The 26,974-nt window shown below is 48.0% G+C and carries 25 protein-coding genes; 9 read left to right on the top strand and 16 right to left on the bottom strand.

The window, feature by feature from the left end; genetic code table 11:
- Positions 1 to 18: 18 nt before the first annotated feature.
- From PUN32_RS03805 to PUN32_RS03765, 9 genes are all read right to left on the bottom strand, one after another.
- The gene (locus tag PUN32_RS03805) at positions 19 to 441 is read right to left on the bottom strand and encodes a hypothetical protein (RefSeq protein ID WP_274721854.1); all 423 of its coding nucleotides are present in this window, start codon (positions 439 to 441) and stop codon (positions 19 to 21) included.
- Positions 428 to 1,495, bottom strand: coding sequence for a formate dehydrogenase subunit gamma (locus PUN32_RS03800; RefSeq protein WP_274721853.1), 1,068 nt, complete (start codon positions 1,493 to 1,495; stop codon positions 428 to 430). Before PUN32_RS03800 ends, PUN32_RS03805 begins: the two co-directional genes overlap by 14 nt.
- Positions 1,496 to 1,501: 6 nt before the next feature.
- On the bottom strand, positions 1,502 to 2,110 hold the full coding sequence (gene fdh3B, locus PUN32_RS03795) for a formate dehydrogenase FDH3 subunit beta (RefSeq protein WP_274721852.1): 609 nt from the start codon (positions 2,108 to 2,110) through the stop codon (positions 1,502 to 1,504).
- A gap of 11 nt (positions 2,111 to 2,121) precedes the next feature.
- On the bottom strand, positions 2,122 to 4,977 hold the full coding sequence (locus PUN32_RS03790; RefSeq protein ID WP_274721851.1) for a formate dehydrogenase subunit alpha: 2,856 nt from the start codon (positions 4,975 to 4,977) through the stop codon (positions 2,122 to 2,124).
- 11 nt (positions 4,978 to 4,988) lie between these two features.
- Complete coding sequence (locus tag PUN32_RS03785; RefSeq protein WP_274721850.1) at positions 4,989 to 5,186, bottom strand: twin-arginine translocation signal domain-containing protein; 198 nt, start codon at positions 5,184 to 5,186, stop codon at positions 4,989 to 4,991.
- A 77-nt stretch (positions 5,187 to 5,263) separates the two neighbouring features.
- Entirely contained in the window at positions 5,264 to 5,902 is a 639-nt protein-coding gene (locus PUN32_RS03780; RefSeq protein ID WP_274721849.1) for a TorD/DmsD family molecular chaperone, read from the bottom strand.
- A gap of 10 nt (positions 5,903 to 5,912) precedes the next feature.
- Complete coding sequence (locus PUN32_RS03775) at positions 5,913 to 7,571, bottom strand: 4Fe-4S dicluster domain-containing protein (RefSeq protein ID WP_274721848.1); 1,659 nt, start codon at positions 7,569 to 7,571, stop codon at positions 5,913 to 5,915.
- A gap of 242 nt (positions 7,572 to 7,813) precedes the next feature.
- Positions 7,814 to 8,413, bottom strand: coding sequence for a DUF3306 domain-containing protein (locus PUN32_RS03770; protein WP_274721847.1), 600 nt, complete (start codon positions 8,411 to 8,413; stop codon positions 7,814 to 7,816).
- Positions 8,340 to 8,816, bottom strand: a complete 477-nt coding sequence (locus tag PUN32_RS03765) for a DUF3305 domain-containing protein (protein WP_274721846.1) — start codon at positions 8,814 to 8,816, stop codon at positions 8,340 to 8,342. The genes PUN32_RS03770 and PUN32_RS03765 overlap by 74 nt, the downstream gene beginning before the upstream one ends.
- A 170-nt stretch (positions 8,817 to 8,986) precedes the next feature.
- Between PUN32_RS03765 and PUN32_RS03760 the strand changes: the two genes are divergently transcribed.
- Positions 8,987 to 9,820, top strand: coding sequence for a formate dehydrogenase accessory sulfurtransferase FdhD (locus tag PUN32_RS03760; RefSeq protein ID WP_274721845.1), 834 nt, complete (start codon positions 8,987 to 8,989; stop codon positions 9,818 to 9,820).
- A 106-nt stretch (positions 9,821 to 9,926) separates the two neighbouring features.
- Here the strand turns inward: PUN32_RS03760 and PUN32_RS03755 are convergent, their stop codons facing one another.
- From PUN32_RS03755 to PUN32_RS03745, 3 genes are all read right to left on the bottom strand, one after another.
- Positions 9,927 to 11,519, bottom strand: a complete 1,593-nt coding sequence (locus tag PUN32_RS03755) for an ABC-F family ATPase (protein WP_274721844.1) — start codon at positions 11,517 to 11,519, stop codon at positions 9,927 to 9,929.
- Positions 11,520 to 11,729: 210 nt separating this feature from the next.
- Positions 11,730 to 13,763: a sensor histidine kinase gene (locus PUN32_RS03750; protein ID WP_274721843.1), complete on the bottom strand. Its 2,034-nt coding sequence runs from the start codon at positions 13,761 to 13,763 to the stop codon at positions 11,730 to 11,732.
- Positions 13,753 to 15,222 (bottom strand): sigma-54-dependent transcriptional regulator, encoded by a 1,470-nt coding sequence (locus PUN32_RS03745; RefSeq protein ID WP_274721842.1) that lies wholly within the window; start codon positions 15,220 to 15,222, stop codon positions 13,753 to 13,755. Before PUN32_RS03745 ends, PUN32_RS03750 begins: the two co-directional genes overlap by 11 nt.
- 305 nt (positions 15,223 to 15,527) lie before the next feature.
- Between PUN32_RS03745 and PUN32_RS03740 the strand changes: the two genes are divergently transcribed.
- From PUN32_RS03740 to PUN32_RS03715, 6 genes are read left to right on the top strand one after another with little or no spacing between them, the layout of a single operon-like run.
- Entirely contained in the window at positions 15,528 to 16,343 is an 816-nt protein-coding gene (locus tag PUN32_RS03740) for a substrate-binding domain-containing protein (RefSeq protein WP_274721841.1), read from the top strand.
- A gap of 6 nt (positions 16,344 to 16,349) precedes the next feature.
- Positions 16,350 to 17,048, top strand: a complete 699-nt coding sequence (locus tag PUN32_RS03735) for an ABC transporter permease (protein WP_274721840.1) — start codon at positions 16,350 to 16,352, stop codon at positions 17,046 to 17,048.
- A gap of 9 nt (positions 17,049 to 17,057) precedes the next feature.
- Positions 17,058 to 17,780, top strand: coding sequence for an energy-coupling factor ABC transporter ATP-binding protein (locus PUN32_RS03730; RefSeq protein ID WP_274721839.1), 723 nt, complete (start codon positions 17,058 to 17,060; stop codon positions 17,778 to 17,780).
- The gene (gene mobA / locus PUN32_RS03725) at positions 17,734 to 18,345 is read left to right on the top strand and encodes a molybdenum cofactor guanylyltransferase MobA (protein ID WP_274721838.1); all 612 of its coding nucleotides are present in this window, start codon (positions 17,734 to 17,736) and stop codon (positions 18,343 to 18,345) included. Before PUN32_RS03730 ends, mobA begins: the two co-directional genes overlap by 47 nt.
- On the top strand, positions 18,342 to 20,162 hold the full coding sequence (locus tag PUN32_RS03720; RefSeq protein WP_274721837.1) for a bifunctional molybdopterin-guanine dinucleotide biosynthesis adaptor protein MobB/molybdopterin molybdotransferase MoeA: 1,821 nt from the start codon (positions 18,342 to 18,344) through the stop codon (positions 20,160 to 20,162). Before mobA ends, PUN32_RS03720 begins: the two co-directional genes overlap by 4 nt.
- 28 nt (positions 20,163 to 20,190) lie before the next feature.
- The gene (locus tag PUN32_RS03715; RefSeq protein ID WP_274721836.1) at positions 20,191 to 20,466 is read left to right on the top strand and encodes a DUF2960 domain-containing protein; all 276 of its coding nucleotides are present in this window, start codon (positions 20,191 to 20,193) and stop codon (positions 20,464 to 20,466) included.
- Positions 20,467 to 20,591: 125 nt separating this feature from the next.
- Here the strand turns inward: PUN32_RS03715 and nagK are convergent, their stop codons facing one another.
- The 3 genes from nagK to PUN32_RS03700 form a co-directional block, all read right to left on the bottom strand.
- A complete protein-coding gene (gene nagK / locus PUN32_RS03710) occupies positions 20,592 to 21,500 on the bottom strand; it encodes an N-acetylglucosamine kinase (RefSeq protein WP_274721835.1) in 909 nt (302 codons plus the stop codon).
- A gap of 162 nt (positions 21,501 to 21,662) precedes the next feature.
- A complete protein-coding gene (locus PUN32_RS03705; protein ID WP_274721834.1) occupies positions 21,663 to 22,400 on the bottom strand; it encodes a tRNA-uridine aminocarboxypropyltransferase in 738 nt (245 codons plus the stop codon).
- A gap of 174 nt (positions 22,401 to 22,574) precedes the next feature.
- Positions 22,575 to 24,593 carry a methyl-accepting chemotaxis protein gene (locus PUN32_RS03700; RefSeq protein ID WP_274721833.1) on the bottom strand — a complete coding sequence of 673 codons (2,019 nt, stop codon included), beginning with the start codon at positions 24,591 to 24,593 and terminating at the stop codon, positions 22,575 to 22,577.
- Between the two features lie 88 nt (positions 24,594 to 24,681).
- Between PUN32_RS03700 and PUN32_RS03695 the strand changes: the two genes are divergently transcribed.
- Complete coding sequence (locus PUN32_RS03695) at positions 24,682 to 25,182, top strand: C40 family peptidase (protein ID WP_274721832.1); 501 nt, start codon at positions 24,682 to 24,684, stop codon at positions 25,180 to 25,182.
- 28 nt (positions 25,183 to 25,210) lie between these two features.
- Here the strand turns inward: PUN32_RS03695 and PUN32_RS03690 are convergent, their stop codons facing one another.
- Positions 25,211 to 25,552, bottom strand: a complete 342-nt coding sequence (locus tag PUN32_RS03690) for a DUF3802 family protein (RefSeq protein ID WP_166014944.1) — start codon at positions 25,550 to 25,552, stop codon at positions 25,211 to 25,213.
- A 395-nt stretch (positions 25,553 to 25,947) separates the two neighbouring features.
- Here PUN32_RS03690 and PUN32_RS03685 point away from each other — a divergent pair, with 395 nt between their 5' ends.
- Complete coding sequence (locus PUN32_RS03685) at positions 25,948 to 26,814, top strand: fructosamine kinase family protein (RefSeq protein WP_274721831.1); 867 nt, start codon at positions 25,948 to 25,950, stop codon at positions 26,812 to 26,814.
- Positions 26,815 to 26,974: the final 160 nt, after the last annotated feature.

The raw sequence follows: 26,974 nt of genomic DNA, 5'->3' as shown, positions 1-26,974 counted from the left end.
CGCAAACGAATGGCTAGCTTACCAACTCGGTCCTTTGCTGGGTGAATGAGGCAAATGGCGTCGATATTGCAGCATGCCTTGGATGATGCGCCAAATCCAAATCGAAATAGCTGCAAGGGCAATTAACGCGCCCAGATAAGGGATCACATAACCTAATTGACCAAGCCACGTTTCATGCATCCAGTAACGATTAACCCCCATAATGATGCCGTTGCTGGTTGCCACCGTCACAATCAGCACCACAAAGAAGGTGAGATAAAGGAAGAAACTGCGAATTAGCCCATAGTAATGAGAATTCGCGACTTCACCATCTTGATTCTTATCCAATCGGTAACCGGCATAAATGATGCCAATCACACCTGAGAGCAAACAGGTGAAAGGCGTCAGTAAGCTAGCAATGTAGACAAACCAAACTGATTTATGCGCTCTATCTTGCTTCATGGCTCACCTCTTCGTTTGTTTGATCCCGTGACACCATTTGCGAAGGTGTACTCATTTCTTCAATTTCACCGCGCTGCTTAACTTCTTGATACCAAAGATCGTGATGCTCTTTGGCCCACGTTTCATCTACCTTACCGGTTACCATGCCTTCTAGTACGCCTTCCATACCAAACAGCCCGATATAAATATGGAAGATAAAGCCACAGATTAAGATCAATGCGGAAAACATATGGATTAGGTTGGACCATTCCATATCACGGCGGGTCTGGCCGAAAATCGGGAAATCGAGCACTAGCCCACTGATAGCCGCCAAGGTACCAAACACAATCAGCAGCCAATAGATGGCTTTCTCTCCGGCGTTAGAAAAACCAGCCGAAGGATGTGTGCCTTTGTGCTTACCCACCATGCCGCCTAATTTGATAAACCACTGCAGATCCACTTTATTAAATATTGATTTACGCCACCACTTGCACAGCACTAACATCAACAAAATAAAGAACAGCGGCCCGACATAGTTGTGGTACTGCTTAGCGGCATAGATGATCCAGCCCCATAGCTCACTGGGAATATAAGGCTTTAAGAAGTGTTTCCCGTATACCAACATCAGCCCACTGAATGCCAAGCTCAAGAAAGTAAAAGCCATACTCCAGTGCAGCGCCCTATCTGAGCGCGACCAACGATTGAGTTTACGACCGGTACGCGGTTTGCTCAGCATCAGTGGGCCAACGGCGATATAGGCCAGTACCACCATCGCAATGCTACCAAAAATCGCGATTGCTCCTGCGGGAGACATCCATTTCTCTTTGAGGATAAACCAAGTTTCACCAGGTTTACTGATCAATACACCATGCTCAGGCGAGTTAGACGTGGTGTAGCCCGCTTCACCTTGGCGAACCTGATGCCAGAAGTCGGCCCCTGCCAGTTGGCTCATCTCTTTTTGTGCCACATCCGGTTTAGCATTCTGCTCTGCCATTGCTGGTTGTGCTAACCAGCACAGTAGAGCGGTCAACACCAGCACGAGTAAATGAGTAGCGCGAGAAAGTTGTTGTCTCATAGCGAGTTAACTCCGGGTTGCATCGTAGGCGAGATTTTCACCGTTGGTCCAGCCGGCACCTTTAGCACCGCGCTCCACGACGCGTTGACGGAAAATATCGGAGATCTTTTCCGCATCGCCTGCCAACAAAGCTTTGGTAGAACAGAGCGATGCACACATCGGCAGCTTGCCTTCGGCAATCCGGTTGGCTCCGTATTTACGACGCTCAGCTTCTGAACCGGGCTCTGTCTCTGGACCACCCGCGCAGAAGGTGCATTTGTCCATTTTACCACGCTCGCCAAATGCCGCTTGTTTAGGAAACTGCGGCGCACCAAACGGACAAGCAAACAAGCAGTACCCACAACCGATACACAAATCTTTGTTGTGCAGCACAATGCCATCTTCGGTATGCACAAAGCAGTCGGCGGGACACACCGCCATACACGGTGCATCAGTGCAGTGCATGCAAGCCACGGAAATCGAGTTTTCACCGGCTTCACCATCGTTGAGAGTAACTACCCGGCGACGTTGGATACCCCACTCTAACGCATCATCGTTTTCATTTTTACAGGCAGTGACACAACCGTTACATTCGATACAGCGTTTGGTGTCACATAGGAATTTCATTCTTGCCATGGATAAGCTCCTTACGCTTTACGAATGTTACACAGGGTGACTTTGGTTTCCTGCATTAAAGTGACAGGATCGTAACCATAGGTCGTAGCGGTGTTTGCCGCTTCGCCAACCACGTACGGTTGGGTGCCTTGTGGATATTTCTCACGCAGATCTTCCCCCTGGAACTTGCCAGCAAAGTGGAACGGAATAAACGCCATCCCCGGTTTCACACGGCGGGTCACCATTGCTTTGACTTTGATGCGCCCTTTCTCGGCTCCTTCAACCCATACCATATCACCATCAACAAAGCCTAAATCGTTGGCATCTTTCGGGTTAACTTCAACAAACATCTCTTGTTGCAGCTCGGCCAACCAAGGGTTCGAGCGGGTTTCTTCACCGCCCCCTTCATACTCCACTAAGCGGCCAGAAGTAAGAATGATCGGGTATTCCACCGATTTATCTTGCGCTTGAATCGATTTGTACAGGGTTGGCACCCGAAAAATAAACGCTTGATCATCCCATGTTGGGTAATCCGCCAATAGATCGCGGCGCGGTGTATATAGCGGTTCACGGTGCAGCGGTACGCGGTCTGGAAATGTCCACACCACGGCCCGCGCTTTCGCGTTACCAAATGGAACACAGCCATGCTTAATCGCTACCCGTTGAATGCCACCAGACAGATCGGTCTTCCAATTCTGACCTTCAGCCGCCGCTTGCTCAGCGGAGGTTAAATCACTCCACCATCCCAATTGCTTAAGCAGTTTATCGCTAAATTCTGGATAGCCATCTTGCAGCTCACAGCCTTTCGAATAACTGTCTTCCGCGAGTAGGTTGTGACCTTCAAATTCGACGCCAAATCGAGTGCGGAAGTTACCACCACCTTCGGCGACCGTTTTCGAAGTATCGTAAAGAATATGGGTGCCTGGGTGTTTCATTTCCGGTGTGCCCCAGCAAGGCCAAGGTAAGCCATAAGTCTCACCATGCACAGGTCCGCCTTCTGCGGCTAAGCTTACTTTATGGAAGGTATGCCAATGTTGCTGATGAATTTTCAATCGCTCAGGGCTTTGGCCTGTATAGCCGATTGCCCACATGCCGCGATTAAATTCACGGGTGATGTCTTCAATCAGTGGCTGATTATTTACCACCTGAATGTGTTTACACAGTTGATCCGCAATCCCCAGTTTTTGACTGAGCAGGTACATGATTTCGTGATCGGGTTTAGAGTCAAATAACGGCTCAATCACCTGATCTCGCCATTGAATTGAGCGGTTAGAGGCGGTCACACTACCATAGGTTTCAAACTGAGTGGTCGCCGGTAGCAGATACACACCATCGGAGCGCTCATTCATTACTGCCGCAACGGTTGGGTATGGGTCAACAATCACCATCATATCCAGCTTTTGCATTGCCTTTTTCATTTCCACGCCGCGGGTTTGCGAATTGACCGCATGGCCCCAATAGAACATCGCGCGAATATTTTCTCGTTGTTGCAGGTTGTCTTTACTTTCCAGCACGCCATCGATCCAGCGTGAAACCGGGATCCCCGGTGTTTCCATCGGCAGTGCGCCGTGATAGATATTCGGGTCAAAACGCTGCTTGAGCCATGAGAAATCAATATCCCAGACTTTAGCCCAATGTTGCCATGAGCCTTCGGTTAAGCCGTAATAACCAGGTAAACTATCGGACAACACGCCTAAATCAGTAGCCCCTTGCACATTATCGTGACCGCGGAAAATATTGGCCCCGCCGCCGGATTTTCCGATGTTGCCTAATGCCAGTTCGAGTACACAGTAAGCGCGAGTATTGTTGTTGCCGGTGGTATGTTGTGTACCGCCCATACACCAAATCACACAACCCGGACGGTTTTCGGCCAGAATTTTCGCAGTGGTGTAGACTTCTTCTTCGCTTACGCCTGTGACACGTTCAACTTCGATTGGCGTCCATTTCGCGACTTCAGCGCGGATTTCATCCATACCGAACACACGTTGCTGGATGTACTCTTGATCTTGCCAGTTATGTTTAAATACATGCCACAAGATGCCCCAGATAAAGGCCACATCGGTACCTGGCCGCAGAGCAACAAAATGATCGGCCTTGGCGGCCGTACGAGTGCGCCGCGGATCGGCGACCACAATCTTGCAGCCATTTTTCTCTTTAGCGATCAAAATATGCTGCATCGCCACCGGGTGTGCTTCTGCCGGATTGGATCCAATAAACAACATTGACTTGCAATTTTGCATATCGTTGAATGAGTTGGTCATCGCACCATAGCCCCAAGTATTGGCCACGCCAGCCACAGTCGTGGAGTGGCAAATACGCGCTTGGTGATCAACGTTGTTGGTGCCCCACAGCGAAGCCATTTTACGAAACAGATACGCTTGCTCATTGCTGTGTTTAGCACTACCGAGAAAGTACACCGCGTCCGGACCTGACTGTTCGCGGATCTTCAGCACTTGGTCACCAATCTCATTGATGGCTTGTTGCCAAGAGATCTTCTTCCACTTACCACCTTCAAGCTTCATTGGGTATTTCAAGCGCCGCTCACCGTGGCCGTGTTCACGTAAGGCTGCGCCTTTCGCACAGTGGCCACCAGCATTAAATGGATGATCGAAAGCCGGCTCTTGACCGGTCCATACTCCGTTTTGTACTTCCGCGTAGATCCCACAACCTACCGAGCAGTGCGAACAGATAGTGCGCTTTAGTTCGGTTTTCGCGCTGCGTTGCACGTCGCTAGCCTGCACTTTACGGATCATGCTCGGGGTGAACAGAGAGGCTCCGACTACTGCGCCACCGGCAGCCAGAGACGTGTTTTTCATAAAGGCCCGGCGGCTAATACCGAGCTGATTTGGCCGTTTGGTCACGCTGTCTGCACGTTTGATCAGTCTCATCGCATTGGCTCCTATAGCGTGTTGTAGTAATCACGAATATGTTGCGTTTCGTGATAGCCTTTTTTTAATGGCGGTTGACTCTCGGCGTTCACATCACTGGCCTGCGTTGTTGTACTGACTCCAGCGACGACAGCACCAGCAACAACCGCGGTGCCTAATCCTTTCAGCAGATCGCGTCTGCTGTGGTCTACTTGGTGCTCTTTTTTCATTGATTGCTTCCTTATTGCTTAAGTTTTAAAAACTTAACTGTGCGTCTTAAGACGTCTACTTTCTGATCCCAGTCTGTTTACTGCTCAACTTTATCGGTCAGGTTTTTCACCTCGATCCGATAGCGATTGTTGCGACTGCTTGGGACATGCGTCATCGCCACTTGTTCTAAGCTCAAAAACGCGTCCAAAAGCTCGGCCACGGCAAGATAAAATTGCGCATGAGGTGCTTGTCGGATTTGACAGGTTAGCTTGCCAAACCACGGTGCAATATGGCGGTAGAAAAACACGTCCTCTTGCCCCTCGGTTTGCTCACACAAATAAGCCATGGTTTCGCACAGCACCGCGATGTGATCTTCAGGCTCTCGGATTTGCTTCTCTCGCTCTAGCCCCAATCTGGTCAAATCCTCACGGATCTCAGCCAGCGGCTTTTCCATCAGCGAACCGGTTAAATGCCATGAGGCAAAAGGCACCACCTCACCACGGCCAATACCAATAAATAGCTGTTGATACTCCTCAGCTAAGGAGTCTGATCGAGCATTTTGTGCAGCAGCGGCGAGCGCCTGCCACGCTTGTGCCATTTCGGTGCCATTGGCTTCAAATTCCAATTCGGCTAAAAAAGTACACAGATCGGCACCAGGCACATCACGCAGCAGTGTGGCGAGCAATAGGTAAATGTCGGCGCGCATTGATGGTGAATGCATAGATTGCGGTTGCATTGCTTTCTCCTCAGTAGTTGAGCTGCTGCTCAGGATCATCGGCCATGGCTTCAAACAGGTCGATGACTCGACAGTCTTCGCACATCGCAATCCGATTCAGGGCTGCAGGATGAGCAAAATGAGAGTGACCACGTAACTTGCTCTGTAACAGAGAGATCATCGATTGCGGTGCGAAAGGCTTATGACAGCGCAGGCACTTAGCGGGCTCTTCTTGATGTAAAGTCACCACAGATCGGCGTGCCGTTGGGTTCCAGTTTAGCTGCGGAATAGCACTCAGCGCTTGTTCTGGGCAAGCTTTGACACATAAACTACACTGCACGCACTGTTGTTCAATAAAATGTAAGGCTGGGCTATCTCCCGCTGGATGCAGCGCTGCGGTTGGACACACCGCAACACAGCTCATACATAAAGTACAATCGCTGGTTTGGCATGCAATCGTGCCATAAGGCGCATTGAGGCTGAGAGGTTGCACGCTCAGCGGCGCATCGAGTGTTTTTGCTAAGCCATCCAGCGCGGTAAACAGGCGCTCGCGCTTATTACCCACTAAATCCCCCAAATGAAGTCCCAGCGGCTGTTCACACAGAACCGGCATCCCCTCGCGCAGCGATTCAAGATAAACAATATCAATCGTCTCTTTGGCCAAACCTAAGTGAGTCAGTAGGCTCTGCGCCATGCTCACCTCTTGGTTGAGAATGCGTTGAATGGTTGGCGGCATATGGTGACTTGCCGCAAACAACACTTGAGTTGCACCATTCACTAATGCGGCAAACCAACTGTCGATACCAACCGAAGGCAGCTCTTCCACCACCACCGGAATCACATTGTCTGGCAACCGCTTGAGTGCCATAACGTTGTAACTTTCATGGCGTGAACTGCAGATCAGCACGATCGGTTTCTCACCGCCAGCTTGCTGGTAATTGGCAAGTAAGCGCTCAATGAATTTTTGTGTATCGGTAGGATTGGGCAGTGCGTAATGAATCGCTTCGGTCGGACAAGCGGTCGCACAGGTCCCTACTCCTTGGCACAAATAAGGGTTAATTTGAATGCGATGCCCGGTTTGATCCGATCCTTCACTCGACAGCGCGCCGGCCGGACACGCATCGACACAACGTTGGCACCCTTTCACGCCACGAGAGCTATGCGCGCACAGATCGGTATCGAGACGAAAATATTTTGGCTTATCAAAAGTGCCGATCAGGGTTGGAATTTGTTCCAGTGCATCGGCTAGGGTTGGATAGCCGCGCCCGACCGGAAAATAGCCGGGGACAGGAACCTCTTCACGCATCAAACCATTGAGCGACATATCTAAAACAAGATCAAAGCTGTTGGCCGCGAGCGCAGCTTGCGCCAAATTGATGCGCTTGCCATGATTTTCCACGCTGACCGTGAATGCACCGAGAAAGCCACTGATTTCTAGCGTATCGGCATAGTACAGATTGCTTTGGGTGCCGGGCTCACCATCCACCGACAATAGCGTGATGGAAGTCATGCTGCTGAGCTGCTCGGCAATCCGTTCAATCAGCGTGGTGGGACCGATAATTAACGTGTCGCCACCACTTTGGTAGCTGACCGTAGGCGGAATAAGATTAGTCAGCTCAACCGTATGCTCGATGGCATACTGTCGCGCCCGAGCGTTGGCAGACGTCGCTTGTTGTAGGAGGTTTAACATTGCTTGCTTCCGTTGATAAGAATCACGAACCGAGTTGGCTCGTTTTAAACAAGCCATCGATAGTAAGTAGCGTTAGCAAATAGCGTTCCAAAACTATTTTATTGAAAAATAACAATATTTCTTGATGGTAGCGATAAGCCATCAACCCACAGAATAAGAGTGAGACATTATGTCTCACCCTATCTATGGCAGAATAAGTCAAAATGTCCCTGAGCGTGATATGGTCAATTTTGTCTCATCGGCTATGGATCAGATAGGTCGCTCTCTACTTCAGTATCGCAAACTGAACGCGGCTTAGGTGCAATTCGCGGCGCTGAATCTTCGGCGAGAGTGACGGTTGCAAGCACATCATCATTATTTGATGGCGGTTGCTCTGGTTCAATCTCTGGCACCGTTTGTGTCTCATGGCACCATTGACGTAAAGTGTGTGCCACTTGGGTGGTGAGTGTTGCCGTATTACGGTAATCCGCGTTGTAATCATCCAGCATACAGATTTGGTTAAACTCGCCACTCAAAAACAGCTTACGCAGCGCGGCTTTTTTCAGCGCTGGCGCTGCATCAGAGACCAACAAACTCGCCACGCTAGGTTGTTGAGCCTCTTCTACATCGCTTGGTTTGAACGCGGGGCTTTCCCGTCCATGATCAGATTCACATGGTTCCTGCGCGATTTGTGCAGGCTCGCAAGCCAACTCCTCTGATAGCTCAAGGGGTGATTTTTGCTCTGGCTCTCTGGCTAATTTACGTTGTGACCAACGGGAAAAGAACGGCTCAGTTGCCACAAGCTCTCCCCGCGCCGTCGCGTTTCTTACGGCGGATTTCGAGTAGCTCACCATGGCGACCAATATAAGCTTCTATCCACGCCTGTACTGGCAATGGCATATCGGCCGAAAGCACCAGATAATCACTGTCCATATAGCGGCTAGCAAGCGCTTGTGATGCGGTCAATTGCACAATTTTCAGCGGTTGATCTTCATTGGGGTTTTCTGCAATCAAAAACAGTTTCGGCGCTTGTGAACTGAGGTTAAAACGATAGTCGGTGCGCTCATCAAGATGCAAATGCACGGTTGCAATATATTGACTTGTCTCTTCTGACCTTAAGCTGAAACCGTGCAACAACCACTGAGTGGTTTGCCAACGGCCACGCAAGACAAGATGAGGCTCAAGCTGGCAAGCCAGCGACCAAGCGCTATCCGTCTTGCGATATAGGGTATCGATTAAAAATGGAGGAGAAGTTTGTTCAGTCATAACTCAGACTCGATGAATCGTCACAATCTAAATTAAAGCAATAATTGCGCCATTTGAGTTAAGGTCATTTTTTCTTCGGCACTTTTTTTGCTAGATTGACGAGACTTTTCTTATTCGTAGTTGAGCAAAGGATTATCGAAGCTCAAACATGTAACACACAGGAATCCCGCGTGACTAAACCTTCCATCATCAAAACTAGCGTCGATCCGCTGCAAACCATTGACGTTGAAGTGTATGACGAGTACGGCGAAAAACTGGTGAAATCGATCGCTTGCGAACGCCCGCTGACGGTCTTGCTCAATTGGCAAGAGATTGTCACTTTGATGACGCTTGGCTCACGCCCAGAAGCTTTAGTGCTCGGTTATTTGAAAAACCAACGTTTTATTTCTGATCCTGATGCCCTTGATTCCGTGATCATCGATTGGCAAACCCATTCTGCTGCGGTGATCACACGTGAAAATCTGGATCATTTGGCACCTGCTCTCAAGAAAAAAACCGTAACCTCCGGCTGTGGTCAAGGCACCATGTATGGCAACGTAATGCAGCAGCTAGAAAATTACCAAGTTCCACAACAGCCAATTAAACAGTCACAGATTTACGCGGCACTGGAGGCGTTGACCCACTACAACGACACTTACAAAAAAGCCGGGGCGGTGCATGGTTGTGCCATTTGCCAACACAATCAAGTGATCTCATTTGTAGAAGACGTCGGTCGCCACAATGCCGTGGATACTTTGGCAGGTGAAATGTGGCTCAATGGCGTGCGTGGAGATGACAAAATTTTCTACACCACCGGGCGTTTAACCTCAGAGATGGTGATCAAAGTGGCGCAGATGGGCATTCCAGTTCTACTCTCTCGCTCTGGTGTCACTCAAATGGGGCTTGAGTTAGCTCAGCGTTTTGGCATTACCACCATAGCCCGTGCTTCTGGTCGTCGTTTCCATGTTTACAGTGGTGCCGACAAAGTGGTGTTTGATGTGAAAGGCTTGCTTGAACAAGCATAAGTAAGCTATTGAATAGTCGTTGAACACATTTTCTGATCGCTGTGCTGGATAGCAAAAGAGCCTCAATTGAGGCTCTTTTCAATACCGGATTGCGCAAGTTAAATGCTTAACCCTCAACGCCACGTGAGCGCAGGAACTCAGCGTAAGTTCCTTTGAAGTCAGTGATTTTACCATCACGAATTTCAATGATACGAGTTGCCAATGAATCAACAAACACACGGTCATGAGAGACGAAGAACAGCGTACCTTTGTACTGCTCCAGTGCGTTGTTCAAAGACTCGATCGATTCCATATCCATGTGGTTAGTTGGCTCATCAAGCAGTAGAATGTTAGGTTTGTGCATCATGAGTTTACCAAGCAACATCCGGCCTTGCTCACCACCTGACAGCACTTTCACGGATTTTTTGATGTCATCTTGACCAAACAGCATCCGACCTAAGAAGCTGCGGATCACTTGCTCATCATCACCCTCTTGACGCCATTGTCCCATCCACTCCATCAGCTTCATGTCTTGTTCAAATTCATGCGCATGATCTTGTGCATAGTAACCAATGTTCGAGTTTTCCGACCATTTGTACAGGCCGCTACGAGGCTCAAGTATCCCGGCTAGGGTATTGAGTAGCGTGGTTTTACCCACCCCGTTTTCACCGATGATCGCCACACGCTCACCCACTTCAAAAATCGCATTGAAGTTGCTAAACAGATCGCTATCAAAACCTTGGCTAAGATTTTCCACAATCAGAGCGTTACGGAACAGCTCTTTCGATTGCTCAAAACGAATGAATGGGTTCTGACGGCTAGATGCCTTCACTTCATCGAGTTTGATCTTATCAATCTGTCTTGCACGAGAAGTCGCTTGTTTGGCTTTCGATGCGTTGGCCGAGAAACGCGCTACGAAGGTTTGTAGCTCAGCAATTTGCGCTTTTTTCTTGGCGTTATCAGACAACAGGCGCTCACGAGCTTGAGTCGCGGCAGTCATGTACTCATCGTAGTTGCCTGGGTAAATACGCAGTTCGCCGTAATCCAAGTCCGCCATGTGGGTACACACAGAGTTTAAGAAGTGACGGTCGTGCGAGATGATGATCATGGTGCAATTACGGGCATTCAGCGTATCTTCTAACCAACGAATGGTGTCGATGTCCAAGTTGTTGGTCGGTTCGTCGAGCAGCATGATGTCTGGATCAGCAAACAGGATTTGCGCCAGCAGTACCCGCAGTTTCCAGCCCGGAGCAACACTGCTCATTAGGCCGTAATGTTGCTCTAGTGGAATACCAACCGCCAGCAGCAGTTCACCCGCTTTGGATTCGGCCATATAGCCATCCATCTCGGCGAATTCAACTTCAAGATCGGCCACGCGCATGCCGTCTTCTTCAGTCATGTCTGGTAGCGCATAAATATGGTCGCGCTCTTGTTTAACCTTCCACAACTCTTTGTGACCCATGATCACAGTGTCAATCACAGTGAACTCTTCGTAGGCAAACTGATCCTGATTCAGCTTGGCAACCCGCTCATTCGGATCGTAACTTACGTTACCGCCGGTTGGATCTAACTCACCACTGAGGATTTTCATGAAAGTGGATTTACCACAACCATTTGCGCCGATTAAACCGTAGCGATTACCTTCGCCAAACTTAACTGAAATGTTTTCAAACAGTGGCTTAGCGCCGAATTGTTGAGTGATATTCGCTGTAGAAATCAAAGCCTGTACCTTAGTGGGTTAACATGCCTGCCTCTTAACACGGACTCCTTTCGGCGCGCCAATTAAGCTGACAGGGATCACAAATAAAAAAATCTGCGCAACGGTACTTGTTCAGCGCGCAGACTACAAGCTCTGTTTTACATAATTGGGATAAAATTTGGCCATCACGGTAAGGAACATCTATCTAAGGTCAGTGTTTTAGGGCGGAGTCTATTGAATGAACAAACTTTCTCGCAGTTTAGTCTCATGCTTACAAGGCAGGTAAATGCTAAACACGCTGCCGATCCCCCACTGCGATTGCACTTTAATTTCACCACCAGATTGGCTAAGTAGGCTCTGTGATACCGCCAGCCCTAGCCCTGTGCCATCACGCTTAGTGGTATAAAAGGGATCAAAAATACGGGTGAGGTTTTCTGGCTTAATGCCACAGCCTTGATCTTCAATGTGGATCACTGCGCCCCGATTTTGCTGTTCTTCAATCCAATCTTGGCTGCGAATAGTAATGCGGCCTTTGCCGTTCATGGCATGGATCGCATTCATCTGTAAATTGACTAACACTTGCAATAATTGATGGCGGTTCACTTCCACCGAAGTATGGGCTTGCAGTTCCAGCACAAATTCAATATCACGCTTTTTCGAGCCGGTTTTGACTAAAGTGACACTCTCATCAATGATCGGATTGACATGTTGCCAGGTGATTTCATCTTGCACGCCGCCTTGACGACTGTATTGCAGCAAACTGCGCGTGATATTACGGATCCGCTCAATTTGCAACAAGATGGCATCGATCTCTTCAGCAATTTGACTCGCCTGCTCACCCAGTTGAAAGCGGATCAATTCGGTATTACCTAAAATAACCGCGGTTGGATTATTAATCTCATGAGCGATGCCAGCTGTTAGCTCACCGAGTGCCGCCAGCTTTTCGTGCACCACTAATTTATGACGAGTTTGATTGAGTAAGGTAATGTGGTGCTCAAGCTGCGCGGTTTTTTCTTGCAAACTTGCCGTGCGCGATTGCACTTTTTCTTCTAGTTCATGTGCTGCTTGGACAATTTGTTGATTACCCAGTTGCAGTTGATCGAGCATATTATCGAACTGTTTGGCTAGCTGAGCGAGTTCGTGTTTATCGTCCAGCCCAATGTGACCGATACGTTGGTTCTTACCAAGTTGCACCATTTTCACCACTCGATGAATACGCTCAATCGGCCAAAATAGATCGCGCGATCCGCGATACACCAACCATCCAGAAGTGATTAATAACAGTATGGTGATGATCCCCACTTCCAACAAATTCGTCATATAGCGGGTTAAAAATGGCCACATGGGATAACCGGTGTACAACATGCCGATGGCGTTATGGTATTGATCGCGAATCGGCTCATACGCCGTGATATACCAAGCATCGTACACATAGGCCAAATTAACCCAGCGCTGACCTTGTTTCAGTACCTGCTGCAACACTTCTGGTGAGACTTGCGTGCCGATTGCTCGCCCAGTGTGCATGGTGCTGTCCAACGGTACATTGGTACTCACACGTAAGTCATCCAAAAACAGAGTTAAAGTGCCCATCGGGCGAAGCTGATCTTGATAAGTTGGATAAATGAGATCGCGAATTTGATCCACTAGCGTACTGCTGTTATTGAGCAGCAATCCACCATCGAGAAAACCGATGGTGTCGCCGAATTGATTGGCTACCGGGATCACCGTTCGACTGACTAAACCACGAGTTTCGATTTGCTGCGTGTTAAGCAGCGGGATTTGCGCTTGCTTGGCTAAATTCGGATCCAGCATTGCTAGCTGATTGGCGTTCAGTACATCAAAAAAAGACTCTCGCTTAGTAAGATCGAGATAGCGAAATTTTTGCTCAATGTTATCGACCCGCTCAAAACTGAGGAAATCTAAGCCATAGCGCGTTTTCTGTTGCTGAACCCATTGGGGCAAGGTATCAAGAGCTTCGCTTTGTTGCAGTCGCTGGCGAAAATCATAGGATTCGGCAAATGCTCGCACTTGGTGAGCTTGATTCTGCTGCAATAGCGTCACGCTATTTTGCGCCACAGCTAATCGTTCCTCGACATCCATTAAGGCACTGTTCCAAGTGTAATGCAGTGACCAATATAAGCTGATGGCAATCAGTGCCAATAGCGTCAAAATAATCGGCGCCGAGGTCAAAATCAGCAGTCGATAACGCACCGTCGTTTGAAAACGTTGTCGCCATTTTTGCCACCAGACCCATTTAGCTTTCATGGCTGGTCTCCCCGCTTTGCCACTCTTTGTACTTCCGTTCCAATGTCTTACGCGCTACGCCTAAATCGCGCGCCGCGGCCGATTTATTGCCCTCATGCAATGCCACCACCTGTTGAATATGCGCTTTTTCAACATCACGCAGCAGCCAGTCGACGGGATAGCCGATATGCTTGAGGTGCTCCGGCTTAACGTCATCCAGCGGTGCTGCAGGCTCAGCGATAAACTCTTGTGACATTGTCACAGGCTGTTCAGATTGGAGTGGTATACCATTTAATTCGCGCCAATAATGCGCAGGGGGTTTATCAAGCAGTAAGCAGCGCTCAATTAAGTTTTTTAGCTCACGAACATTGCCAGGCCAAGCATAATCTTGCATAGATGAAATATCTTCATAAGCCCATTTCGGCATTGGCATACCCAGTTCAGCACAGAGCATTTGGGTAAAAAACGGCCGTAGTTCATACAAATCTTGCTTACGTTCACGCAGTGGAGTGACTTGAATTTTGAGCACATTGAGCCGGTAGTAGAGATCGCCGCGAAAACGCCCCTGTTCCACTTCTTGTTGCAGATTACGGTTGGTAGCGGCCACCACTCGCACATCGACACTCACCTCTTTTTCCGAACCCACCGGGCGCAGAGTACGCTGCTCTAATACGCGCAGTAGAGAGGCTTGCATGGTCAGCGGCATCTCGCCGATTTCATCTAAAAATAGAGTGCCACCATTCGCCACCCGAAACAGCCCTTCACGACTTTTTTTCGCCCCAGTAAAAGCCCCTGCAGTATGTCCAAACAGTTCACTTTCCAGCAGCTCTGGCGCAATCGCGCCGCAGTTAATTGGAACAAATGGCCCCTGACGACCACTGGCTTCATGCAGCCCTCTGGCCACCAACTCTTTGCCCGTACCCGATTCGCCTTCAATCAGTACCGAAGCGCGAGACGGCGCAAATTGGACAATATGCTGTTTAAGTAACTCAGTTTGCGCCGATTTGCCGATAATTTGCGTGGTACAGTGGCGCTGCACATCGCGCTGCAAAGCATAGTGCAAACGCTGATGAAGACGTTTATCCATGCAGCGCTGGACGGCTTGCAGCATCTGTTCGAGATTAAAGGGTTTGAGGATAAAATCACTCGCCCCTAATTTGAGCGCACTGATCGCCGTTTCCAAATCCGCATAACCGGTCATAAAAATCACCTCGGCACGATGATTAGGATCGCTAAATGCCTCATCCCATTCAATGCCAGAACGCCCAGGTAAATTGATATCTAAAATCAGCAGATCATAATGTTGCTGACTACGCAGCGCTTCCGCGTCTTCGATACTGCCCGCAGAATCGACCCGAGAAAACCATTGGCTCAACGCTTTTTTCAGCACCGTTTGCATACCGACTTCATCATCAACAACCAACACGGAGAAAGCTTGATATAAGTGGGGTTGTTTAAGAGCTAAGACTGAGGACGACATAGAGAACTTCCATAACCGATTGAGACACAACGATGCAATACGCTAAACATAGCGGGTGGCTAAGCTGAGACATTTTGTCTCAATCGTACAGCAGAGTCATCGCTGGGCAGCAAATTCTGTGCTATCTGGCAGGATTTAAAAGTAAATTTGTCACTTAATCACTCAGAATGATGTTGGCATCCCATTTGCTATATACCTGTTTCACGTACACTTATTTTAATGCTTGATGGCGTACTGTGCTTAATTGGCACTCATCACATCGGCTCACAAGCTCTCCCATCAACAACTCAGTCATGGAATGTATTATGAAAAAAACCACGTTCAGTTTCGCTGCCGCAGCATTAATTCTAATCAGTTATTCGGCAACCAGTGCCGACGACACTCGTATTCGTCTTGCGACGACCACCAGTACTTACGATTCAGGCCTGCTCGATTACCTGTTGCCAAAATTTGAGCAAGATACGGGGTATAAAGTAGATGTGATTGCCACCGGGACTGGTAAGGCACTGAAAATGGGTGAAAATGGTGATGTCGATTTGGTGATGACCCATGCACCCGCAGCCGAAGCCAGCTTTGTGGCCGCAGGTTACGGCGTATTGCCACGCAAGCTGATGTACAACGATTTTGTCGTCGTTGGCCCTAAAGACGATCCAGCCAGCATCGCCGATCACAAGAGCATTGCACAAGTATTTGAAAATATTGCCAATAGCGGCGTAGTATTTATTTCACGCGGGGATGATTCCGGCACCCATAAAAAAGAGCTCACCATCTGGGCACAAAATAAAATAGAACCCAATTTCGGAGGCTACCGCTCTATCGGGCAAGGAATGGGACCTACGCTGAATATGGCCTCTGAAATGCAAGCTTATACCCTCACCGACCGTGGTACTTGGCTGGCTTATAACAATAAACTGGATCTCAAAGTGTTGTTTGAAGGGGATGAACAACTGTTTAACCCTTACCAAGTGATCATTGTTAATCCTGAGCGTTACCCGACCACACAATACCAAGCCGCGAAAGTGTTTAGCGACTGGTTGGTGGATCCTAAAGGCCAGCAGTTGATCAATCAGTTCACCGTCAATGGTCAAGCACTGTTTGTCGCTAATGCGGATAAGCAGTAAATCTCAATGAGTCTTTGGCAAACAACCCTTGATGCTTTGCATCTGTTGGTGAGTTTAGACCCTAAGCTATGGGAGATCGTGGCGGTCTCCTTTAGCGTTTCGCTCACCGCGATTGTATTGGTACTACTCCCCGCAGTACTGCTCTCTTTTATACTCGCCTACCGCGATTTTCGTGGTAAATGGGCCTTGCTTTCCTTGATCAATACCTTGCAAGCAGTGCCCACGGTCGTGATTGGCTTGTTGCTGTATATGCTGCTGTCGCGCGCCGGCCCGCTTGGCGATTGGAGAATGCTGTTTACTCAGCAAGCGATGGTGTTAGGCCAAGCGTTGATCTGTTTTCCGATCTTGGTCGCTATGATGCACGGCGCGTTGCAATCGACCGATCGCCGCGCACTTGAAACGGCAATCACGCTTGGCGCAACTCTACCAAGGCTGTTTGCAACCTTGATTTGCGAGGCGCGCTTTCCGATCATGGCGGCCACAATTGCTGGTTTTTCTCGAATTGTTACCGAGGTGGGCTGCTCGATGATGGTCGGTGGCAATATCATGGGCTTAACCCGCAATATTCCGACCGCCATCTCGCTGGAAAGTAACAAAGGTGCCTTTGCGCAAGGGGTAGCACTCGGTATCGTGCTATTGGCTCTCGCATTAGGGCTCAACGTATTACTCTCTTCTCTACGCGGCAAAGGTTACTTACGGACATAAGGAAATACCATGACGATAAAACTGACGGCCGAGCAGCTGGCCATGCGCTTTAAAGATCGCGTGCTATTTCACATTCCTAAGCTATCGATTGGTCCCAATGATGCGATTTACCTTAAAGGTGATAATGGAGTAGGAAAAACCACACTACTGAAAATTCTCGCAGGCCTATTATCACCAACCTGCGGTCAAATTCTGACGGGTAAACCATGGTGGCAGCGCTGGTATTTCACCTCAGCAACAAGCGACGTGGTTTATTTACATCAAACGCCCTACCTATTTGACGATAGTGTTTACCAAAATGTGGTGTATGGCATCCGCTTTAGCGGTTTATCAACCCATCAAAAACGCGCCCAAGTGATCACCGCCCTACGTATGGTTGGATTAGAAACCCTGGCCGACGAACATATTTCCGTGCTTTCTGGTGGTGAAAAGCAACGGGTGGCGATGGCACGAGCTTGGATCGTTAAACCTTCAATTTTATTGATGGATGAGCCCAGTGCATCATTGGATCAAGAATCTATCGCCAGATTGGTTATAATGGCGCAAGATTTATTAGCGCGTGGCGCGAGTTTAGTGATCACCAGTCACCAAACTAACGCTCTGACCGCTCTGTGTAACAAACAGTGGTGGATTAAAGATCGTCAACTGATTGAGTCACCTTTGCTGCAGATTGTGAAAGAAAACCATGATAACCACACAAGCACTTCCCACTCTTCAACCTTCAGACACTAGTTGGGTCATTCTCGCCGGCGGACAAGCCAGCCGCATGGGAGGACAAGATAAAGGGCTCATTTTGCTCAATGGCCAACCACTGATCCAGCATGTGCTCGACAAACTGGCCCCACAAACGCCGACTCTGCTGATCAACGCGAATCGCAACCAAAGCCAATACCAACAATTTGCTCCGGTGATTAGCGATGAATTTGCCGATTACCCAGGACCATTAGGCGGTATACATGCCGGCTTAACCCATGCTCCGACCGATTGGGTCGGTTTTGTGCCTTGTGATAGTCCATTAATTTGTGATGATTTGGTTGCCCGTTTCTGCCAAGCGGTACAGCCGGATAGTGAAATTTTAGTCGCTCATGATGGTGAACATCAGCAGCCGGTTTTTACTCTTTGGCACAAACGTGTGTTACCCAGACTCAGCGCCTTTTTAGCGCGTGGCGATCGCAAAATCATCTTACTTTATGATGAGTGCCATACCTGTTACGTCGATTTTAGCGATGCACCGAGCTGCTTTTTTAATTTGAATACGCCACAAGAGTTGGCACAATTTGGAGCGTTACACCCATGATTTGTTCTGCAAACCAGAATCCTCAACGCCCTAACCTGCCATTACTTGGCTTCGCTGCTTATTCTGGTACCGGAAAAACCACACTATTGGAAGCGTTGCTACCCAAATTGACTGCCGCCGGATTACGAATTGGCTTGCTCAAACATGCGCATCACGATTTTGATGTTGATAAGCCGGGTAAAGACAGTTATCGCTTGCGTAAAGCGGGCGCCTCACAAATGCTGATTGCTTCGCGCAATCGTCATGCTCTGATGAGCGAGACTCCGGATGCCGAAGCAGAATTTGATTATCTGTTGACACGATTTGATGCAACCAAGCTTGATGTGATTTTAGTGGAAGGCTGTAAAAACATCGCCTTTCCCAAAATAGAGCTGCACCGCACTGAAGTGGGTAAACCTTGGCTTTATCCTCATGATCAAAACATCATTGCGATTGCCGCTGATGAAATGGTCGAAACAGTTCTGCCACAAATGAATATTAATCATCTTGATGCGATCGCCGATTTCGTTCTTCACTATGTAGATCAGTGGCATGAACAGCAAACGCAGCTATCGATTGCTTCCGATGCCAAAAACCGTGTGGCGGCCTGTTGCGACAGCTTATCGCCTGCTTTTCTCTCTGTCGAACAAGCTCGCGAGCAGATCCTTGCGCTAATGTCGCCTGTCACAGAAACAGAATCGGTCGCGATTCAACAGTGCTATCAACGGGTTTTAGCCCGTCAAGTAGACTCGCCAATCAATGTGCCAGCCTATTGTAACTCGGCGATGGATGGTTATGCGTTACGTAGTGATGATCTTGAAAGAAACCGTTATCGTGTGGTCGCAGAAGTGCTGGCCGGCCGTCATTACCCGAAAACCGTTGCGCGCGGCGAAGCGGTGAAAATTATGACTGGCGCCCCCATGCCGCAAGGCGCAGATACGGTAGTGATGCGTGAACAAGCCACACAAAACGCTGAGATGGTGAGTTTTGCCGGTGCGAACATCCAAGCCGGACAAAACGTGCGCCAAGCGGGTGAAGATGTGGCACAAGGCCAAGCGGTGTTTCACTCTGGCCAACGTTTACTTTCTCCAGAAATGGGCATGCTCGCGTCACTGGGTTTTGCGCACGCAGAAGTTTTGCGCCCGGTTAAAGTGGCGATTTTCTCAACCGGTGATGAAGTGCAAGCTCCGGGCGTGGAGATTAAACCAAACTCTATTTTTGATGCCAACCGCTTTACCCTGACCGGGCTACTGCAATCACTCGGTTGCCAAGTGATCGATCTCGGCATCATTGAAGATGACGAAACCAAAATGATGCAATGGCTTGAGCAAGCTGCTGCACAAGCCGATGTGGTGATCACTTCTGGTGGCGTGTCGGTGGGCGATGCGGATTTCATCAAATCCGCACTGGAGAAACTGGGGCAAATTGATTTTTGGCGGATCAATATGCGCCCCGGCCGCCCACTGGCGTTTGGTCAACTGGCCGGCAAACCCTTCTTCGGTCTACCGGGCAACCCAGTTGCAGTGATGGTTTCTTTTATCAATTTTGTTGAACCAGCCCTGCGCAAAATGCAAGGTGAGCAAGGTTGGCAAGCGTTGAAAATCAATGCGATTGCGCTGGAAGATTTGCGCTCTCGCCAAGGCAGAACCGAGTTCAGTCGTGGCGTTTACGCTTTTAACACCCAAGGACAGATGACGGTACGAACCACGGGCAAACAAGGTTCTGGCATTTTACGCTCAATGAGTGAAGCAAACTGCTTGATTGAGATTGCTCCGGCGATTGATACGGTAAAGGCGGGTGAAAGCGTGACAATTATCCCACTTCAAGGCAGAATTTAGCCCGTTAATTTAGTGTTGAGAGAGAACCATGGCGCGTACCATCATCTACACCTACAAAAACCAAGAGAAAACCCTGACTTTCTCATACGAAAAGCATCACAACATTCATGAAGCGGTGGCTGAAGCGGAAGGCATTGATCTGAAAGAATTTCTGAAGATGGAGATGCAGCTAGAAGCGATTTCAGATACAAAATCGGTACGCAATTTCCGCGATAACCATTTTAAAAAATTGGGTTTTAGCTTAATCACTCTGCAACCGAAAGAAAACTTTGGCGTCGGCAAAAAACCAAAAGCGACTCGCTAAGCCAACAAGCTTTAGCGGTAACTTTAAAACATTCATTACCAAACGACTTGGAGCTGTAATTTCAAGTCGGAAGACTAAAAAGGGCTTGCACTGCAAGCCCTTAATTTATGGAGTCTATCTTCAATTTATTTAATGTTGAGGAAAGCAGCGCCACGCACACCGCCAGAGTCGCCATGTTTGGCTTTGACGATTTTCGGGCATTTTGCTACCGAAAGCAGATGCTTAGGTACACGCTTTGGCATTTCGTCATAAATCAGATCGTAGTTCGACAACCCCCCCCCTAACACAACGACGTGGGGATCATTGGCGGTAAAAATATTGCCAAAACATATCGCCAGCAGCTCCATAAAGCGCTCAACATGCTCAACGGCTTTGGCTTCACCCTCTTTCTGTGCTGTGATGATCTCAATCGCTTTTTTGTGTTCACCATAATAGTGTTCATACAACAGCTCAAAGCCACGACCAGAGAGATAATTATCCATGCACCCTTTGTTGCCACAGCCACAACTGAGTAACGGAGCGTTGTCGCCAAGATGGAACCAAGCATCGATCGGCAAACGCATATGGCCAATTTCACCAGCGACATGGTTACGTCCGGAAAATACTTTGCCTTGGTAGATCAAACCACCACCAAAACCAGTACCGAGGATCAACCCCATCACTGAGGGTGCATCCTTTAATTCATCATCCCACGCTTCAGAGAGCGCAAAACAGTTTGCATCATTCTCGATTTTGACCGTACGACCTAATTTTGCTTCGAGATCAGCGCGCAGCGGCTTACCTTTAGCGGCTGGCACGTTAACGGTCAGTACACAACCATCATCAGCATCTTCCATGCCTGGAATGCCTAATCCAACTGCGCCTTCGACACCAAATTGCTCATCATATTTGTGTACTAAACCAGCAATGGTATCCACCAATTTAGGGTAATCATCGGTTGGGGTTGCAACACGCTCAGTGGCGACTCGTTGTAACTGTGCGTTGAACGCACCAAATTCAATTTTGGTACCGCCAACATCAAAGCCGTAATACATGGCCTTCTCTCCTCAATTTCCTATCCCAGTCTTGGGGAAAAAATAAAAACACAAAAGTGAGGCGCATTATCCACCAGCTACCGCTTGCAGTCCGTGACAAAGCACGGATTTATCCAGCGAGCAGCACTGATTGCGCAACAAGTGACCAGTCACAATCAAGATTTAGCGATGATTTGTGGTTTGTTGATGAGCAATCCATGTCTGTAGTGCCGGCTTGGCATGATTGGGCTTATTGCGTGTTTTGCACATTAAGTAGGTTTCTTTGACCGCTTCAAACCACAGTTCTAACGTGGTGGCGGCGCTATGTTCCCCAAACATCGACAATACTAAACTGGCGACTTCTGCGGTGGCCAGATGTTGTTCATTGTCTGATTTGCGCATCATGTAACGCGACAAGCGTTCTGGCTCCACAGAAACCAGCGGCAATTGCGCCAAATACGGCGATTTGCGAAATATACGTTTCGCTTCACGCCAACTGCCATCAATCAACACTAACAGGGGTTGCTTACCAGCAAAATCGCTGGGGATTGGATTTAGCACGCGGCTTTTGTCTTGTTCCGTTTCGGCGGGGAAAATCAAAACTGGATAATATTGAGGATCCGCGATCAGAGCTAGCATCTGCGGATCGGGCTCAGTGCGGCTCCACTGATAAACATGGGTGGCTTTGATGGTATCGGCAATTAAACGCCCTGTATTACTTGGTTTAAACACTTCATTTTCCGATACGATCAACAGTACCGCTATTTGGCTATCAATCTCAGGCTGATGTGCGCACAAACAGTGGCTCACCTCTACCATGCAGTAAGCACAGCGTTTAATTTTGCCGCCACGAGCCAGAAATGGCTTAGTGGAACGCGCGAGGCGATATTGGTATAAGTGATGAAAGGCGTGGATTCTCATGGCGAGTGCAATTGACTGAAAAATGGCAGCGATTTTACTGAGCCACGCGGTTTTGTGCCAGTAAAGAATCGCGGTCTAATTGCGTCACACTAAACTAACGATGATCAGCGATTATTTTGTCACTGCGCTACTCACTACTCGACAGTGGCAAAATAAAGGCCGTAACTAAAGTGATCAGTTCAATTGATATTTATGCAGCATCGCTTGCTGATGACCGGCAATATCGGCCACTTGCTCAGCACTTTCTAACATCGCATCCAATTGGAATTTGGTTTGCTGCCCCTGATCAGAGATCTGAGTGACCGCTTGATTCACATCAGCAGTAGCACGCTGTTGCTCTTCGGTCGCAGCGGAAATCTGTGCGACTCGCGTACGAATATGCGCCACTGCACGTTCAATCTGGACAAAAGTGGTTTTCACCTCTTCACTCGATTGTAATGCAGAGATCATCTCATGGCGCGACTCGTCCACCGCTTGACGAGAACGGTTCGCGGAGCTAACTAGTTCATTCATCATATCGCGGATATTGGTGGTCTGTTTGCTGGTATCACTGGCCAGTTTACGCACTTCATCGGCTACCACCGCAAAGCCACGGCCTTGTTCTCCTGCGCGGGCGGCTTCAATTGCGGCGTTCAACGCCAGCAGATTGGTGCTATCAGCAATGCCACTGATCATATCGACCATTTCACGGATACGGGTAACGCGCTGATTAAGCTCAGACATCGCCGCATCATTGACATTTAAGGTATTTTCCAGCGCTTGTAAGCGTTGTTGGTTTTGTTCAACCACGGTTACCCCTTGCGCAGAATACTCTGCCGCTTGGCTAGAATCGCTGCGGCAATCATTACTGACCCCGGCGATTTCACGAATCGAGGCTTCCAACTGATTAATGGTGGCCGCCATCGCCAGCAAAGCTTGATTTTGCGCAGCCAAGCTGTGATTAGATTGCTCTGCCGAGCCATGACTCAATTCTGCAGTTTGATAAAGCGTTTCACAGTTACGGGTCACTAAAGCCAACGATTCATGAGTTGAGGCAATCACTTGGTTTAACTGCTGCGCTACATCTTGAAAATCTTTGGGCCCGACCAGCGCAAGTGAGTGATTGAGTTGATGCTGAGTCAATCGTTCAAGATGGCATCGGATATTGAACAGCGCACGGCCAATCCAGCGCCGCAGAGCAAACCACACCATCAAGATCGCCACGACTAAAAGCACCCCACCGGCTTGCACTATGTTTGTCACTGTAGCGATGGTCGCGCTGACCTCTTGTTTATCTTGCACAATCTGCTGCTGAGCCATAATCGACCATTGATTAAGTTGCGTGATCAATTGCTGTGCTGCAATAGAGGCATGAGCAAAATCGGTATTTTGTTGTTGGGCATCTTGCAGTTTATTGATGATTTGTTCGATAACAGCTTGGGCTTTAAAACCCTCTAACACCATAGCATAAGGGGCGGTTAAACTAGCGTACTCACTGATTTCTGGATACCACTCTTGGAAATCATCAAAGGCCAATGCTAAGCCCGCTTGGCGATTTCTCAGCTCTTGACGATATTGCTGTGCAACTTGTCTATCTTGTTCAATCAACAACAATAAAAATGCACTCTCCATCGCACTGGCACTGGCGGTAAAACGGTTGGCAGCATCCATCGCTTCTGGATTTTCTAACGCTAAAAAGGAGGCGATACGACTCATTTCTGGCCCAATCGAACTCAAGCCATAACGAAATTGCTGTGCTTGCTGATCGATCTGAACCGATTTGCTCAATTGGATTTGCTGTAACGAGAGGATGGATTGTGCTAACTGCTGAAAACGAGCAATCACATTTTGCAATGATGAGATCGATTCTTGCTGTGCGCTACCCTGCTGCTGAACATTTTGCAGTAAAAGCTCGATTTGATCACGGGCTTGCACATCCAGCCTTTGCCATTCAGCCAATACTTGGTTAAGTTCGGCTTCGCTTTGACTGCGCGTGCCATAACCAAGGTATTGCACTTGCTCCAGCAAATTTTGGGTTAACGCGGCATTATTGAGCGCAAAGGGTAACGCTTGCTCAGACAGTTGGCTAAATTGCGCGCCAACCCGCTGGATACCGCGCAAACTGGTGACAGATAATGCGATCATCAGTATGGTAATGCACAGCAACACTGCGCCAAGGGTTTGCGTTAAGGAAAGATTTTTTGTCAAAGCCATGTATGTGCGTCTTAAATTTGAGAGTCGACGTCATGGTAGGCAGTATCGATTGCAGTTTTATTTCATTTTTTTGTCAAAAAGGTGACTTATGTTGACGTTTAAGCCAACGTTTTCCCTATTTATTATGCTGATCTTAGCGGGGTGTAGTGCGACTCCACCGAAAGAGGCAGAGTTAACACCATCCACTTCAGTCGCCAATCAACCCGCAGCGAGCCATTTTTCGAATGTATTTAGTGAGTGGCAAGGTGTGCCTTACCGATTGGGTGGCAATAATAAACGCGGCGTGGATTGTTCAGCTTTTGTACAACAAGCTTACCGTGATGCATGGCAACTAAGTTTACCTAGAACCACGGTATCTCAAGCGCAAACCGGAACTCGGATTGCCCATCATCAAGCTCAGTATGGTGATTTGGTCTTTTTCAAAACCTCTCGCACTAATATTCATGTTGGAATTTATCTAGGCAATCAGCAGTTTATGCATGCATCGACCTCAAAAGGCGTCATTATCTCGCGCATCGATAATCAATATTGGGCGGCTAAGTTATGGCATTTCAGGCGAGTTGAAAACCCGCCATTGATGCAAAATTAAACCAGTGAGATGAGGAATTGGCCGCCAGCTAGTCGTATTTAGCTACCGCGGAATCAAATAAGTTTTTTACTAACGCGATATATTCATCTAAAAAAACAATCTGCTCATTAGTGGCAGGACGTAACCAAACACCAGCTAACACTTCACTTAAATCGTCGACTACTGCATCCGCTTCTTTTAATAATTGGAAGCGGACACTGGAATGCAGCTCTGGGTTTTGTTCAAAAATAGCCATAATGTTACTGGCCACCATATCGGTGATGACATCTTCAACACTTTCACTACCAGTATCCCCTTCTTGAGTAAATACATTGATATTAAATGAAAGATGTTCAATCAAGGCTAGGTAGCCATCGGTTTCTACAACCACATTTGTTCTCCATTTTACGGCTGCTGTTCGCCAGTTGATTTATGCTTGGTTTTATCATACTAAGCCATCGAATGTCATCTGCACAGAAGTAAACGTGAGTGATGAGATTCATAATCAAACTCGGCTGAAACCGATCAATTATCAGCCAGAATCATCTTGCTTAGAGATTTGTCATTTGATTATTGACATTTATGTACTGCACCCAATACCAATCTGACTGGGAACCTGATAGTACGAAAGTGAACATGATGATTTTATGCGTTAAATCACAGTTAGCGGTTTCTGTTGCTGCAATTTTTACTCAAGAGAGATTTATATATCAGGATAACCTTTTATATTATCTCGCTTGACCTACACTAACCAATAAGTAGAGTCAATAACCGAGGGCTTGAATTATGTGGTCAGCCATTATTCAACAACTATCTGAACAGATGGGCAAATCTTTTCACATCGTAGAAAAAGAGAAAGTGCATGGTGGTGATATTAACCAATGTTTTATGGTGAGCGATGGTATTGATCGTTATTTTGTCAAAGTGAACCAGCGTCAATTATTAAGTAAATTTGAAGCTGAAGTCGTGAGTTTGCGCATCATGCGTGAAACAAATACCGTGCAAGTACCTGATTACCTTCTGCATGGTATCAGTAAAAACCACGCTTATTTGGTCCTCAACTATTTACCGATAAAACCACTGGATGATGCGAAAAAAAGCTATCAATTGGGGGTTGAACTGGCTCATTTACACCGTTGGGGTGAACAAAAAGAGTTTGGTTTCGATATTGATAACTATATTGGTACCACGGTGCAGCCCAATCCGTGGCACAAAAAATGGCCGCTGTTTTTTGCCGAACAACGGATTGGTTGGCAGCTACAATTGCTGCAAGAAAAAGGGATTGTACTGATCAATATTGATGAGTTTGTAGAACTGATCAAACAGCGTTTAGCCAATCATTCACCACGCCCATCGCTATTGCATGGCGATCTGTGGTTTGGCAATGTTGCCCATTCGGTCAATGGACCTTTATGTTTTGATCCCGCCTGTTATTGGGGCGATCGAGAGTGTGATATTGCGCTGGCCGAATATTTTGGTGGTTTCCAGCCGGAGTTTTTTCAAGGCTATGAAAGTATCTGGCCACTGGATTGGGGCTATGAAGAGCGCAAAGATATTTATAACCTCTATCATCTGCTCAACCATTACAACCAGTTTGGTGGTCACTATTTAGCTGAGGCTCAAAAATTAATTGATAAGATTTTAACTTCATAAATCAATCTAGGTTATTACTCGATAAGCCGATTTTTTGATCGTTAACATGCAGACAGATCTTAGAGCGCCATAACTTGGCGCTCTTTTTGTATAGAGAAAACCCCCAGCTAGGCTGGGGGTTCAGTAAAGCTTTCAGCTATAAGTCAGTTATCTAACCCCT

Origin of the sequence: Vibrio chanodichtyis (genome assembly GCF_028863985.1) — a bacterium.
In the GTDB taxonomy this organism is placed as follows: domain Bacteria; phylum Pseudomonadota; class Gammaproteobacteria; order Enterobacterales; family Vibrionaceae; genus Vibrio; species Vibrio chanodichtyis.
This window is presented reverse-complemented; position numbering and strand designations above follow the sequence as displayed.

Coding starts and splice junctions, on each gene's coding strand:
- PUN32_RS03715 (WP_274721836.1), top strand. CDS start 20,191: ATGGCGCGTACCATCATCTACACCTACAAAAACCAAGAGAAAACCCTG.
- nagK (WP_274721835.1), bottom strand. CDS start 21,500: ATGTATTACGGCTTTGATGTTGGCGGTACCAAAATTGAATTTGGTGCG.
- PUN32_RS03685 (WP_274721831.1), top strand. CDS start 25,948: ATGTGGTCAGCCATTATTCAACAACTATCTGAACAGATGGGCAAATCT.
- PUN32_RS03720 (WP_274721837.1), top strand. CDS start 18,342: ATGATTTGTTCTGCAAACCAGAATCCTCAACGCCCTAACCTGCCATTA.
- PUN32_RS03705 (WP_274721834.1), bottom strand. CDS start 22,400: ATGAGAATCCACGCCTTTCATCACTTATACCAATATCGCCTCGCGCGT.
- PUN32_RS03785 (WP_274721850.1), bottom strand. CDS start 5,186: ATGAAAAAAGAGCACCAAGTAGACCACAGCAGACGCGATCTGCTGAAA.
- PUN32_RS03735 (WP_274721840.1), top strand. CDS start 16,350: ATGAGTCTTTGGCAAACAACCCTTGATGCTTTGCATCTGTTGGTGAGT.
- PUN32_RS03750 (WP_274721843.1), bottom strand. CDS start 13,763: ATGAAAGCTAAATGGGTCTGGTGGCAAAAATGGCGACAACGTTTTCAA.
- PUN32_RS03765 (WP_274721846.1), bottom strand. CDS start 8,816: ATGACTGAACAAACTTCTCCTCCATTTTTAATCGATACCCTATATCGC.
- PUN32_RS03800 (WP_274721853.1), bottom strand. CDS start 1,495: ATGAGACAACAACTTTCTCGCGCTACTCATTTACTCGTGCTGGTGTTG.
- PUN32_RS03700 (WP_274721833.1), bottom strand. CDS start 24,593: ATGGCTTTGACAAAAAATCTTTCCTTAACGCAAACCCTTGGCGCAGTG.
- PUN32_RS03790 (WP_274721851.1), bottom strand. CDS start 4,977: ATGAGACTGATCAAACGTGCAGACAGCGTGACCAAACGGCCAAATCAG.
- PUN32_RS03780 (WP_274721849.1), bottom strand. CDS start 5,902: ATGCAACCGCAATCTATGCATTCACCATCAATGCGCGCCGACATTTAC.
- PUN32_RS03775 (WP_274721848.1), bottom strand. CDS start 7,571: ATGTTAAACCTCCTACAACAAGCGACGTCTGCCAACGCTCGGGCGCGA.
- PUN32_RS03745 (WP_274721842.1), bottom strand. CDS start 15,222: ATGTCGTCCTCAGTCTTAGCTCTTAAACAACCCCACTTATATCAAGCT.
- PUN32_RS03740 (WP_274721841.1), top strand. CDS start 15,528: ATGAAAAAAACCACGTTCAGTTTCGCTGCCGCAGCATTAATTCTAATC.
- PUN32_RS03695 (WP_274721832.1), top strand. CDS start 24,682: ATGTTGACGTTTAAGCCAACGTTTTCCCTATTTATTATGCTGATCTTA.
- PUN32_RS03805 (WP_274721854.1), bottom strand. CDS start 441: ATGAAGCAAGATAGAGCGCATAAATCAGTTTGGTTTGTCTACATTGCT.
- mobA (WP_274721838.1), top strand. CDS start 17,734: ATGATAACCACACAAGCACTTCCCACTCTTCAACCTTCAGACACTAGT.
- fdh3B (WP_274721852.1), bottom strand. CDS start 2,110: ATGGCAAGAATGAAATTCCTATGTGACACCAAACGCTGTATCGAATGT.
- PUN32_RS03730 (WP_274721839.1), top strand. CDS start 17,058: ATGACGATAAAACTGACGGCCGAGCAGCTGGCCATGCGCTTTAAAGAT.